This is a genomic window from Micromonospora sp. NPDC047753 (genome assembly GCF_040642735.1).
In the GTDB taxonomy this organism is placed as follows: Bacteria; Actinomycetota; Actinomycetes; order Mycobacteriales; family Micromonosporaceae; genus Micromonospora.
The window spans coordinates 1-12,001 of sequence record NZ_JBEYSL010000183.1 but is presented as its reverse complement, the minus strand read 5'-3'; the positions used below and the strand labels follow the sequence as shown (position 1 = coordinate 12,001).

13 protein-coding genes are annotated in these 12,001 nt (G+C 72.1%); 7 read left to right on the top strand and 6 right to left on the bottom strand.

The genetic code is table 11. The features are described from left to right. The 6 genes from ABZ749_RS17255 to ABZ749_RS17230 all read right to left on the bottom strand — a co-directional run. A partial coding sequence (locus tag ABZ749_RS17255) for a CvpA family protein (RefSeq protein WP_357228785.1) occupies positions 1-238 on the bottom strand: 238 nt, incomplete at its 3' end. A 63-nt stretch (positions 239-301) separates the two neighbouring features. After that, on the bottom strand, positions 302-994 hold the full coding sequence (locus tag ABZ749_RS17250) for a CoA pyrophosphatase (RefSeq protein WP_357228782.1): 693 nt from the start codon (positions 992-994) through the stop codon (positions 302-304). Next, positions 991-1,680, bottom strand: coding sequence for a redoxin family protein (locus ABZ749_RS17245; protein ID WP_357228779.1), 690 nt, complete (start codon positions 1,678-1,680; stop codon positions 991-993). The genes ABZ749_RS17250 and ABZ749_RS17245 overlap by 4 nt, the downstream gene beginning before the upstream one ends. Continuing rightward, entirely contained in the window at positions 1,677-2,465 is a 789-nt protein-coding gene (gene nth, locus ABZ749_RS17240; protein ID WP_357199155.1) for an endonuclease III, read from the bottom strand. Before nth ends, ABZ749_RS17245 begins: the two co-directional genes overlap by 4 nt. Positions 2,466-2,506: 41 nt before the next feature. Then, positions 2,507-3,685 carry a CapA family protein gene (locus ABZ749_RS17235; protein ID WP_357228778.1) on the bottom strand — a complete coding sequence of 393 codons (1,179 nt, stop codon included), beginning with the start codon at positions 3,683-3,685 and terminating at the stop codon, positions 2,507-2,509. Positions 3,686-3,696: 11 nt separating this feature from the next. Then, positions 3,697-4,404: an adenosylcobinamide amidohydrolase gene (locus ABZ749_RS17230; RefSeq protein ID WP_357228775.1), complete on the bottom strand. Its 708-nt coding sequence runs from the start codon at positions 4,402-4,404 to the stop codon at positions 3,697-3,699. A gap of 143 nt (positions 4,405-4,547) precedes the next feature. Here ABZ749_RS17230 and ABZ749_RS17225 point away from each other — a divergent pair, with 143 nt between their 5' ends. The 7 genes from ABZ749_RS17225 to ABZ749_RS17195 form a co-directional block, all read left to right on the top strand. After that, complete coding sequence (locus tag ABZ749_RS17225; RefSeq protein ID WP_007466162.1) at positions 4,548-5,225, top strand: Crp/Fnr family transcriptional regulator; 678 nt, start codon at positions 4,548-4,550, stop codon at positions 5,223-5,225. 109 nt (positions 5,226-5,334) lie between these two features. Continuing rightward, complete coding sequence (locus ABZ749_RS17220) at positions 5,335-6,078, top strand: metallophosphoesterase family protein (RefSeq protein ID WP_357228773.1); 744 nt, start codon at positions 5,335-5,337, stop codon at positions 6,076-6,078. Positions 6,079-6,363: 285 nt separating this feature from the next. Then, on the top strand, positions 6,364-6,969 hold the full coding sequence (locus ABZ749_RS17215; RefSeq protein WP_091403316.1) for a TetR/AcrR family transcriptional regulator: 606 nt from the start codon (positions 6,364-6,366) through the stop codon (positions 6,967-6,969). 37 nt (positions 6,970-7,006) lie between these two features. Further along, positions 7,007-7,804: a TIGR03084 family metal-binding protein gene (locus ABZ749_RS17210; RefSeq protein WP_357228769.1), complete on the top strand. Its 798-nt coding sequence runs from the start codon at positions 7,007-7,009 to the stop codon at positions 7,802-7,804. Next, entirely contained in the window at positions 7,801-9,492 is a 1,692-nt protein-coding gene (locus ABZ749_RS17205; RefSeq protein ID WP_357228766.1) for an acyclic terpene utilization AtuA family protein, read from the top strand. The genes ABZ749_RS17210 and ABZ749_RS17205 overlap by 4 nt, the downstream gene beginning before the upstream one ends. Next, positions 9,489-10,685, top strand: coding sequence for an acyl-CoA dehydrogenase family protein (locus ABZ749_RS17200; RefSeq protein ID WP_357228763.1), 1,197 nt, complete (start codon positions 9,489-9,491; stop codon positions 10,683-10,685). Before ABZ749_RS17205 ends, ABZ749_RS17200 begins: the two co-directional genes overlap by 4 nt. Beyond that, positions 10,682-12,001 (top strand): carboxyl transferase domain-containing protein (locus ABZ749_RS17195; RefSeq protein ID WP_357228760.1); only part of this gene is annotated, 1,320 nt, incomplete at its 3' end. The genes ABZ749_RS17200 and ABZ749_RS17195, both read left to right, overlap by 4 nt.

Sequence of the window (12,001 nt, the reverse complement as noted above, 5' to 3'; positions counted from 1 at the left end):
GCCAACCGGCGAGTGCCTGCCCGACCACTGCCAGCCCGAAGATGGCCACCAGCGAGATCAGCACACGGGTGCCGGCGTCCACGAACTGTCTGGCGAACAGCGGCCCGAGCTGGAGACCCAGCAGCAGACCCAGGAAGAAGCCGGACAACGACGTGACGCCGATGACGAAACCCTGGCGGTATCCGCTGATCGCGAACACAAGCATGAGCAGCAGCAGGACGAGATCCACGACGGACACGGGTCAAGCGTACGGGCAGTGTGCCCGCCGGATGACCATCGCTTGCGGATGGTGACCGCGCGGTCAGCGCAGGGCGTTCTCGTCAGCCTCGTCGGTGCCGGCGGACGGGGCCGGTGTCGCCCGGGTCGGCGGAAGCTCCACCACCCGGTCGTGCGACCACGGGCGGGCCCAGCCGCCCATCTCGAGCAGGGTGGCGAGCACCCCGGCGGTGAAGCCCCAGACGAGCATCCCGCGCGCCGAGAATGCCGGCCCGATCCAGCCGCTCGGGTGCCGGACCCGCAGTCGGTTGGCCGGGTCGACCAGTTCGCTGACCGGCAGGCGGGCGACGTGTGCCACCTCGGCCGGCTCCCGTGGGTGCACCGGGTGCGGGTCGTGCCACCAGGCCAGCACCGGCGTGACCACGAAGTCGCTGACCGGGATCCACAGTTTCGGCAGCTCGGCCAGCACTGTCACGCTGGTCGGGTCGAGGCCGACCTCCTCGTTCGCCTCGCGCAGGGCGGTGGCGCGGACGTCGGCGTCCTCCGGGTCGGCCGCACCCCCGGGAAAGGCGGGCTGGCCGGCGTGGTTGCGCAGGGTGGCGGCGCGTTGCAGGACCAGCACGTCGGGACCCGCGCCGGGCTGCTCGCCGAGCAGCACCAGCACGGCGCTCTCCCGACCACCCTCGGTCGGCGTGGTCAGCCGGGTGAAGTCCTCGGCGCGGGCGGTGCCCAGCCGGGTCAGCAACGGATCGATCCATCCGGGTGGCCGACGGGTCACGCCGGCACCGCCAGGCCGAGGTGCTGGCGGACCAGCTCGGCGAGCTTGGTGTCGTCGAGAGCGCCGCTGGCGTCGATGTGCCGGACCTGACCGTCGCCGTCGACGAAGAGGGTCAGTGGAATGGCGTTGCGCTTCAGCTCGCGCTGTAGCGCCTCGCCCTGGTCCACCAGGATCGGGAACCGGACGCCGAAGTCCTCACCGATGGACTGGGCGCCGCCCCGGCTGTCCCGACTGTTGACCCCGATCACCTGGAGCTGACCGGTGGCCCGCTCGCTGAGGCGTTGGAAGGCGGGCAGCTCCTTGCGGCACGGCGGGCACCAGGAGGCCCACACGTTGATCACCGCCGGCCCGGCCACCTCCCGCAGCACGACGGGGGCGCCGCCGGTGAAGCAGGAGAGCGTCAGCTCCGGCAGCGCCGACCCGCCAACGGCGGGGGCCGTCGTGCCAGGCGTACCGGAGGCCGTCGCACCCGAGCCGGGCGACGGCGGAATCGCCGTTACCGGGGCCGCGGTGCCGGAGCCGGGCGACGGTGCCGTGGGCGCAGTGCTCAGCGTCGAACAGTCCCGGAACGGCGATGGTCGCTCAGCGGCGGCCGGGCGGGGGGCTGGCTCGTCGGCAGTGCCGCTGGTGCAACCGGTGATCGCCAGCAGCAGCGGCAGGACGGCGAGGGCGAGGCGGCGGTTCACGGCACCTCCGCAGCGACCGCCTGCGCGGGCACCAGGTCCGGGTCGACCCCGGCAGCCACGGCGAGGTCGCGCGCCCGAGGGCCCTTGAGCAGTTTGGCGGCAGCGGCCGGTTCGGTCGGGCCGGTGCCGTACGAAGGGCAGAGCTTCGCGAGCGTGCAGGCGCCGCAGGCCGGCTTGCGGGCGTGGCAGACCCGTCTTCCGTGGAAGATGATCCGGTGCGAGAGCATGGTCCAGTCGCGCTTGTCGTACAGCGCGCCGATCGCGTGCTCGATCTTGACCGGGTCGGTCTCGGTGGTCAGCCGCCACCGGTGGACCAGCCGCTGGAAGTGCGTGTCGACGGTGATGCCCGGGACGTCGAAGGCGTTGCCCAGGATCACGTTGGCGGTCTTGCGGCCGATGCCCGGGAGCGTCACCAGGTCGACGAGCCGCCCCGGGACCCTGCCGTCGTACCGGTCGAGAAGGGCCTGACCGAGCTTGAGCAGTGAGTCGGTCTTGTTGCGGTAGAAGCCGGTGGGCCGGATCAACTCCTCCATCTCGCCCCGGTCGGCGCCGGCGTACGCGGCAGCGCTCGGGTAGCGGGCGAAGAGCTTCGGGGTGACCTCGTTGACCTTCTTGTCCGTGCACTGGGCGGACAGGATCGTGGCGACGGCCAACTCCAGGGCATTGGAGTGGTCCAGCTCACAATGCGCGTCGGGATGCGTCTCGGCCAGCACCCGACCGATCTTGCGAGCACGGCGTTTGCGCCCGAGATCGGTCTCGCTGGCACCGGGAGGGCTACTGGTCACGACGGTCAGCCTACGTCGCACCCCGGACGTTCCCCGTCGGGTCAGCCGGCGGTCGGCGCCGTGATCTTCCCCTGCCCGTCGAGGCGAGCGCCGCCCTTCGGGAAGTCGGCGCGACTCAACTCGGTGACCAGGCCCAGGCCCCGGTCGTCCGGGTCCATGGTCGGCTTGCCGGCGGAGTTCATGTACGTGGAGGTGAACGAGCCGCCGGCCCAGCTGCCGTCCGGCTTGAGCGACACCTTCAGCACCCCGCCCCAGCCGAGGCGACCGTCGTTGCTCAGCGAGTTGCCGCCGCCGGCGAAGTTGCCCAGGCTGTACGCGATCAGGCGCCCCTTGTAGAACTCCATCCCGCGCAACACGTGCGGGCCGTGCCCGACGATCAGGTCGGCACCAGCGTCGATCATCGCGTGCGAGAACTTCACCGGGTCGCCCCGGTTCTCGCCCAGGAACATCTCGGTGCCCGGCTTCACCCGGGTCTTGTCGACACCCTCGCCACCCATGTGCACCTGCACCACGACCAGGTCGGCCATGGTGGCGGCCTTGGCGACCACCGCCTTGGCCTTGTCGATGTCGACGAGGCTGTTGGACCAGACGTACGACGAGAAGCCGGCGACGGCGACCTTGACGCCCTTGACCTCCACCACGGTGATCTCGTTCGGCGCGCCGGTGTGCTCCAGGTCGTACTTCTTCAGCGCCTTCTGGGTGTTCTCGTAGCCCTTGGGCCCGTAGTCGTAGCCGTGGTTGTTGGCCTGGTTGAGCACGTCGAAGCCGGCGTCACGCAGGTGGGCGGCGTACTCCGGCGGAGCGCGGAACTGGAAGCAGCGGGTGGAGTTCGCCCCGCACTTGCCGGTGCCCGTGTCGACAGTCAGCGGCTCCTCCAGGTTGCCCATCACCAGGTCGGCCTTCAGCGCGTCGGTGACCGAGTTGAAGAAGCCCTTGCCGCCGGCGGCGGGCAGCCGACTGGGCGCGTTGCCCATGATGATGTCGCCGGTGGCGGAGAGCGAGATCGCGCCACCCTGACCGGACGACGCGGGCCCGGTGGCCTTCGGGCCGGTCGTGGAGACCGGCGCGCCGGTGCCACCACCTCCAGCGCCGGGCTGCCAGACGGGTGCCTCACCACCGGGGTCGGCACAGCCGGCCACGAGGAGGGCGGCCAGCAGCGCGGCGAGGCCGAGGGCGACGCGGCGGCGCGGGCGGGACGCGAGGGGGGCGGGAGCATACATCGCCCGCGACCCTACCGGTCGTTAAACGCGCCAACGACAGCCGATCGGTTGGACTTTGCGCCCCTGAGCTGGTCGGACCACGGCACGACCGGCCGGGAACCACCGGCGAGCACCGCCGCGTGCACCGCTCGGGCGAGCGGGGCGCCCCAGGTGGAGCGCGGCCCGCCGTACGCGGACTCCGGCCCGTCCACCGGGCAGAGCACCGTGACCGCGTCGGTGGGCGTGCCGGTCCCCGGCAACCCCAGCTCGGCGATCGCCTGGGTCTTCGCCTCGGTCGCGGTGGACACCGCGTTGACCAGCGCGGAGTCGGCGAGTCGCGCCGGCACGTACACCACGATGTTGACAGTGCCGACGCGTGGGCCGAGCGCGGCCGGCGTCGGCGCGGCAGCGGGCACCGGTGTGCCGAGCCCGACCGTCGCCCAGGCCCGCACCCCGGCGTCGCTACGCGCCACCACCTCGGCCACATCGACGCCGGTCAGCAGGCCGATCCCGGGCCCGTCGAGGGCCAGCTCGGCGGCGAGCGAGGCCAGGTGCGCCGCGGGGTCCTCCCGGTCGTACGACATCGGGACCGTCGCGTTCAACACCCACCGCCGGACCCCGATGCCACCGCCCAGCGGGGCACTGCTGGCCGCCCGCAGGGGCACGTCCGCACGCCAGACGAGCAGCGGTACGTGCCGCCCGTCCTCGGCGCGGCTGGTCAGAGTCGGCTCGCTCAGCACGTCGGGCAGGTTACGCCCACCGATCAAGATTCCAGGGGCGACCTCTGATTCGTGCTCACGTGCGCCTAGACTTGGCGGCGCGCGAGGGGATCAGCGGACGGCGGCCCCGGCCGACGGACGGCACGCGCAACCGGAGGTGCGCAATGGACGAGGTACTGGCCCGCAGCGGGATCTTCCAGGGTGTTGACCCGGAAGCTGCCGAGGCGCTTGCCAAGGAGATGGAGACGATCGAGGTCCGCAAGGGCGAGATCGTCTTCAATGAGGGCGAGCCCGGTGACAGCCTCTACATCCTGCTGTCCGGGAAGATCAAGGTTGGTCGCCGCGCAGCGGACGGCCGGCAGAACCTCATCGCGGTGATGGGGCCGTCGGACATGGTCGGTGAGCTGTCGCTCTTCGACCCGGGTCCGCGTACGGCGACCGCCACCGCGGTGACCGACACCCGGCTGGTGCGGCTGCGTAAGCAGGCGCTGCGGCCGTGGCTCAACAACCGCCCGGAGATCGCCGAGCAGCTGCTGCGGGTGCTCGCCCGGCGGCTGCGTCGGACCAACGACTCGCTCGCCGACCTGATCTTCACGGACGTGCCGGGTCGGGTCGCCAAGAACCTGCTCCAGATGGCGGGCCGCTTCGGCACCCGCGACGGCGGCGTTCTGCGGGTGACCCACGACCTCACCCAGGAGGAGATCGCCCAGCTCGTCGGCGCCTCCAGGGAGACCGTCAACAAGGCGCTGGCCGACTTCGCCTCGCGCGGCTGGCTGCGGTTGGACGGCAAGAGCATCATCATCCTGGACCCGGAGCGCCTGGCCCGCCGCGCCCGCGTCTGAGCAGTACAACGCGTCCCCGCCTGCCGTCACCGGCCGCAGGCGGGGACGTCTGCGTCTGCCTGGCGCAGAATCGCTGGCCTCGATGGATGTCAGCGGTGAGGGTGGGGCCATGGTGAATCGTGTTGCGGTGCTCTCCGACATCCACGGCGTCCTGCCGGCGCTGGAGGCCGTCCTGGCCGAGCCGGACGTGGCCGCCGCCGATCTGATCGTGCTCACCGGTGACATCGCCGCCGGCCCGCAACCGGTCGAGGTGCTGGACGTGCTCGCCGGTCTGGGTGACCGGGTGTGCTGGGTCGGCGGCAATTGCGAGCGCGAACTGGTCGAGGCCCGGGCCGGTCGCCCGGCGTCGATCGAGGTGTCGAACTGGGCCGCCGGGCAGCTACGCGACGACCAGGTGGCCCGGCTCGCCGAACTGCCGACGACGGCGACGCTGGACATCGACGGCCTTGGGCGGACGCTGTTCTGCCACGCGACGCCGCGCGACGACGAGGAGGTCGTGCTCGTCGACTCCCGCATGGCGCGCTGGGCGGAGGTGTTCGACGGTCTTCCCGCCGAGGTTGCCACGGTGGTCTGCGGCCACACGCACATGCCCTTCACCCGGCTGGTCGATCGGCGCCTGGTGGTCAATCCAGGCAGCATCGGCATGCCGTACGGGGGCGCGGGCGCGTGGTGGGCGCTGCTCGGGCCGGGCGTCCAGCTACGCCGCACCGTCTTCGACGTGGACGCGGCCTGCGCGCGGGTGGTGGCCGAGTCGGCTTTCCCCGACGCTGCCGCCTGGGCCGACGAGTATCTGCGCTCCCAGCACAGCGACGCGGACGCGCTGACCGTCTTCGGCCCCCGCGACGGCCGCTGAGCCGGCAACCCCGGATGGCAGCCGAGGGTGGCAGCCGGGGGGTGGCAGCCGGGGACCGTGGGTCAGGGTCCCTTTGGAGCTGAATCGTTTGCGACATCAGCAGGACCCGATCGACTGATCAGGTCGACGGGTGATTCGTTAACGGCATCAGCTCCATAGCGAGCCTTCAGCGCGTGCCACGGTGCCGCGAATGCAGCGGGTTCAGGCGAGGGCGCGCATCCACCCCGGCAGGGTCACAAAAAAGTCAGTCTTGACTGTTTGTTTCGTAGGCAGCAGGCTGTTCCCGTGCCCACCGCATCGACGCGTGTCCCCCAGCAGGAACGCAGCCGCGCCACCCAGGCCCGACTGCTGGAGGCGACCGTCGACTGCCTCATCGAGCACGGCTGGTCCGGCACCACGACCACAGTCGTCGCGGCGCGGGCCGGTGTCTCGCGTGGGGCACAGCTGCACCACTACCCGACGAAGGCGGCGCTGGTGACGGCCGCCGTGGCCCATCTGGCCGAGCGCCGGGCCGACGAGTTGCGCACCGAGGCCGAGGCGCTGCCGGCTGGCCCGCAACGGTTGGACCGGGTCGTCGACCTGCTCGCCGTGGCGTTCACCGGGCCGCTGTTCGTGGCCGCGCTTGAGCTCTGGGTCGCCGCCCGCACCGATCGGGAGCTGCGGGACGCCCTGGTGCCGCTGGAGGCGACGGTCGGGCGGGAGATGCACCGGCTCACCGTCGCCCTCCTCGGTGTCGACGAGCGTCGACCCGGTGTCCGCGAAGCGGTGCAGGCCACGCTCGACCTGCTCCGTGGGCTCGGGGTGGCCAACCTGCTCAGCGACGACTCCGCCCGCCGGGCCGCCCTGCTGACCACCTGGAAGCGCCAGCTCGCCACCCTGCTCACGCCCTGACCGCCGGCCGCACCGGCCACCACCGACCGGAGGCACCATGGTCGACCTCAGCGACCTGCTCACCGACCTGGCCGACGAGTCCGCCCAGCTGGACACCCTGGTGGCGCCACTGCCCGTGGTCGACTGGGCGAGGCCGACCCCCGCGCCGGGCTGGAGCATCGGGCATCAGATCGCCCACCTCGCCTGGACCGACCACGTCGCGCTGTTGGCCGCGACCGATCCCGAGGCGTTCTACGCGACGGTCACCACCGCGCCGGACGTGACCCGACTCGTCGACGTCGGCGCCGAGGAATTCCTCGCCCCGCCGGCCGAGTTGCTGGCCCGTTGGCGGGCCGGGCGGACCGCGCTCGTCGACGCACTGGCCGCCGTTCCGGCCGGCGGCAAACTGCCCTGGTACGGCACCCGGATGTCGGCCACCTCGATGGCCACCGCCCGGATCATGGAGACCTGGGCGCACGGCGCGGACGTGGTCGACGCCCTCGGCGTGGTCCGCCCCGACAGCAACCGACTCCGGCACGTGGCGCACCTGGGCGTGCGTACCCTCGGGCACGGTTTCGCCGCGCACGGCCGGGAGGCACCCGCGGCGCCGGTCCGGGTCGAGCTGGTCGGGCCCGGCGGCGACACCTGGAGCTGGGGTCCGGCGGACGCCGCCGACCGGGTCACCGGACCGGCTCGGGACTTCTCCCTGCTGGTCACCCAACGCCGGCACCGCGCGGACCTCGCTCTCGTCGCCACCGGGCCGGTCGCCGACGAGTGGCTCGACGTGGCGCAGGCCTTCGCCGGGCCGCCGGGTGACGGCCGGCAGCCGGCCGGCGGGATCGGGGTACGGGCATGATCCGCATCGGCAACGCCTCCGGCTTCTACGGCGACCGGTTCACCGCCTGGCGGGAGATGCTCGACGGCGGTGAGCTGGACGTGCTGACCGGCGACTACCTCGCCGAGTTGACCATGCTGATCCTGGCCCGGGACCGGATGCGCGACCCCGACCTGGGCTACGCGAAGACGTTCCTGCGGCAACTGGAGACCTGCCTCGGCACCGCCCTCGACCGAGGGGTGCGGATCGTGACGAACGCCGGCGGGCTGAACCCGGCCGGCCTGGCCGCCGCCATCGGGAAGCTCGCCGACCGGCTCGGGCTACCGACCCAGGTCGGGTACGTCGAGGGCGACACGATCCAGCGACCGGACGCGTTGAGCGCGAACGCCTACCTCGGCGCGTTCGGGATCGCCGCCTGTCTCGACGCGGGCGCGGACGTGGTGGTCACCGGCCGGGTCACCGACGCGTCGCTGGTGGTCGGCCCGGCCATCGCCCGGTACGGGTGGGGCCGCGACGACCTCGACGAGCTGGCCGGGGCCACCGTCGCCGGGCACCTCGTCGAGTGCGGCGCGCAGGTCACCGGCGGCAACTTCAGCTTCTTCACCGAGCTGCCCGACGGCGGCCACCGGCCCGGGTTCCCGATCGCCGAGGTGCACCCCGACGGCTCGTCGGTGCTCACCAAGCATCCGGGCACCGGCGGCGCGGTCACTGTGGAAACTGTCACCGCCCAACTGCTCTACGAGATCGGCGGGCCGTCGTACCTCGGGCCGGACGTGGTCACCCGACTGGACACAGTGACGCTGCACCCCGACGGGGCGGACCGGGTCCGGGTCTCCGGGGTACGGGGAACCCCGCCCCCGCCCACGCTGAAGGTGGGCGTCAACAACCTCGGCGGCTTCCGCAACTCGATGACGTTCGTCCTGTGCGGTCTGCAGATCGAGGAGAAGGCCGCACTGGTCCGGGGGCAGGTCGAGGAGGCGGTGGGCAAGGACGGGCTGGAGTTCACCCTCGCTCGGACCGACCACCCGGACGCCGTCGACACCGAGTCGGCCAGCGCCCTGCTGCACGTACACCTGCGCGACGGCGACAAGGCGCGGGCCGGACGGGCGTTCTCGGCCGCCGCCGTGGAGTTGGCCCTGGCCTCGTACCCGGGCTGCACGCTGACCACACTGCCCGGTGACGCGACACCGTACGGCGTCTTCACCGCCGACACGGTGCCGCAGGACGCGGTGGCGCACGTCGCTGTGCTGCCCGGTGGCGAGCGGGTGCCGATCGCCCCACCGACCCGCACTTCCCCCACCTCGCCGGACGAATCGGCCCCGGGTGGCGAGGCGGCCATTGGCGAGGCGGCCATCGACGGCCCGACCCGACGCGGGGCGCTCGGCGAGGTGGTGGGCGCACGCTCCGGGGACAAGGCCGGGGACGCCAACCTCGGTGTCTGGGCGCGTTCCGACGCCGGGTACACGTGGCTGCGGACCTGGTTGACGGTCGACCGGCTGGCCGAGCTGGTGCCGGAGACCGCCCCGTTGTCGGTGCGGCGCTACGAGCTGTCGAACCTGCGGGCTGTCAACTTCGTGATCGAGGGCCTGCTCGGTGCCGGGGTGGCCGCGTCCACCCGGTTCGACCCGCAGGCCAAGGCGCTCGGCGAGCTGCTGCGCGCCCGGGTCGTCGACCTGCCGGCCGACCTTCCGACGGGGGCATCCCGATGAGCATCGTGGACACCCCGGAGCGCCGGCAACTGCGCGAGCTGACCCGGGCGTTCGTGACCCGGGAGGTGTTGCCGCACCTGGACGACTGGGAGCGGGCCGGTGAGGTGCCCCGGGCGCTGCACGCGACCGCGGCGAAGCTCGGCCTGCTCGGCATCGGCTTTCCGGAGTCGGTGGGTGGCAGCGGCGGGGACCTGCTCGACTCGATCATCGTGACCGAGGAGCTGATCCGCTCCGGCGGCTCGTCGGGGCTGGTGGCGGCCCTGTTCACGCACGGGATCGCGTTGCCGCACATGGTCGCGGCGGCCGGTGCCCGCACCGGTGGCTCGCTGGGCGGCCGGCTCGGCGGGACCGCGTCACCGGCCGATGACAGCCTGATCGAGCGGTACGTGCGGCCCACTCTGTCCGGCACGATGATCGGCGCGCTGGCCATCACCGAGCCGGACGGCGGTTCGGACGTGGCCGGGATCCGCACCACCGCCCGCCGCGACGGCGACCACTACGTGGTGAACGGGTCGAAGACGTACATCACCAGCGGGCACCGGGCCGACTTCGTGACCACCGCGGTGTGTACCGACTTCCCCGGCAGCGGTGAACTCACCCTGCTGGTCATCGACAAGGGGTCGCCCGGGTTCACAGTGGGACGCCGGTTGGAGAAGCTGGGCTGGCACTGCTCGGACACCGCCGAGCTGTCCTTCGCCGACGTGCGGGTGCCGGTCGCCAACCGGATCGGCGCGGAGAACACCGGCTTCCTGGCGATCATGCAGCACTTCGCCGCGGAACGGCTGTCGCTGGCGACCCAGGCGTACGCGACAGCGCAGCGCTGCGTCGAGTTGGCGGTGCGCTGGTGCCGGGACCGGGAGACCTTCGGGCGTCCGCTGGCCAGCCGGCAGCTGATCCGGCACCGGTTGGCCGAGATGCACACCCGGGCCGAGGCCGCCCGGTCGTACGTGCACGGGGTCGCGGGTCGGGTAGCGGCCGGCGAGCCGGTGGTGACCGAGGTGGCGATGGCGAAGAACGTGGCGGTGGCCGCCTGCGACCACGTCGTCGACCAGGCGTTGCAGCTGCACGGCGGGTTCGGCTACCTGCGCGACGCCGAGGTGGAGCGGCACTACCGCGACGCGCGGATCCTCGGCATCGGCGGCGGCACCACCGAGATCATGAACGAGATCATCGCGAAAGGCATGGGCCTATGACCACACTGGACAGCACGGTCGACCCGTCCGCGCCCTCGTACCTGGCGAACCGGGCCGCGTTGCTGGAGCGGTTGACCGAGTTGGACACCGCGCTGGACCAGGCGCGGGCGGGTGGTGGCGAGAAGTACGTGAGCCGGCACCACGCCCGCGGCAAACTGCTCCCCCGGGAGCGGATCGAGCTGCTGGTGGACGCCGACAGCCCGTTCCTGGAGTTGTCGCCGGTAGCCGCGTACGGCTCGGACTTCCCGGTCGGGGCCAGCGTGGTCACCGGCATCGGTGTGGTCGAGGGCGTGGAGTGCCTGATCGTCGCCAACGACCCGACGGTACGCGGCGGCGCTGTCAACCCGTGGTCACTGGCGAAGACCCGGCGGGCCGGCGAGATCGCCCTGGCCAACCGGCTGCCCATGGTCAATCTGGTGGAGTCGGCCGGGGCGGACCTACCCACCCAGGCGGAGATCTTCATTCCCGGCGGTCGGGTGTTCCGTGACCTCACCCGGCTCTCGGCGGCCGGCATCCCCACTGTCAGCGTGGTTTTCGGCAACGCCACGGCCGGTGGCGCGTACGTGCCGGGGATGTCCGACCACGTGATCATGATTCGGGACCGGTCACAGGTCTACCTGGCCGGTCCGCCGCTGGTGAAGATGGCGACCGGCGAGGTCACCGACGACGAGTCGCTGGGTGGCGCGGCGATGCACGCCAGCATGTCCGGGCTCGCCGACTACCTGGCCGTCGACGAGCGGGACGGCATCCGGCTGGCCCGGCAGTGCGTCCGCCGGTTGAACTGGCGCAAGCGGGGCCCGTCGCCGCGGACGGCGGTGCCACAGCCGCCGAAGTACGACCCGGAGGAGCTGCTCGGCATCACCAGCGCCGACCTGAAGGTGCCATTCGACCCCCGCGAGGTGCTGGCCCGGATCCTGGACGGCAGCGACTTCGACGAGTTCAAGCCGGCGTACGGGGACGCGCTGGTCACCGGTTGGGGCGAGCTGCACGGATATCCGGTGGGGGTGCTGGCGAACGCCCGGGGGGTGCTGTTCAGCGCGGAGGCTCAGAAGGCGGCCCAGTTCATCCAGCTCGCGAACGCCTCGGACACCCCGTTGATCTTCTTGCAGAACACCACCGGCTACATGGTCGGCACCGAGTACGAGCAGCGCGGCATCATCAAGCACGGCGCGTTGATGGTCAACGCGGTGTCGAACTCGACGGTGCCGCACCTGACGGTGAACATGGGCGCCTCCTACGGCGCCGGCAACTACGGCATGTGCGGCCGCGCGTACGAGCCGAGGTTCCTGTTCACCTGGCCGAACGCGAAGTCGGCG

Excerpts from the sequence above, each read along its gene's own strand:
- ABZ749_RS17235 (WP_357228778.1), bottom strand. The coding sequence starts at position 3,685 with ATGTATGCTCCCGCCCCCCTCGCGTCCCGCCCGCGCCGCCGCGTCGCC.
- ABZ749_RS17200 (WP_357228763.1), top strand. The coding sequence starts at position 9,489 with ATGAGCATCGTGGACACCCCGGAGCGCCGGCAACTGCGCGAGCTGACC.
- ABZ749_RS17205 (WP_357228766.1), top strand. The coding sequence starts at position 7,801 with ATGATCCGCATCGGCAACGCCTCCGGCTTCTACGGCGACCGGTTCACC.
- ABZ749_RS17210 (WP_357228769.1), top strand. The coding sequence starts at position 7,007 with ATGGTCGACCTCAGCGACCTGCTCACCGACCTGGCCGACGAGTCCGCC.
- ABZ749_RS17225 (WP_007466162.1), top strand. The coding sequence starts at position 4,548 with ATGGACGAGGTACTGGCCCGCAGCGGGATCTTCCAGGGTGTTGACCCG.
- ABZ749_RS17220 (WP_357228773.1), top strand. The coding sequence starts at position 5,335 with ATGGTGAATCGTGTTGCGGTGCTCTCCGACATCCACGGCGTCCTGCCG.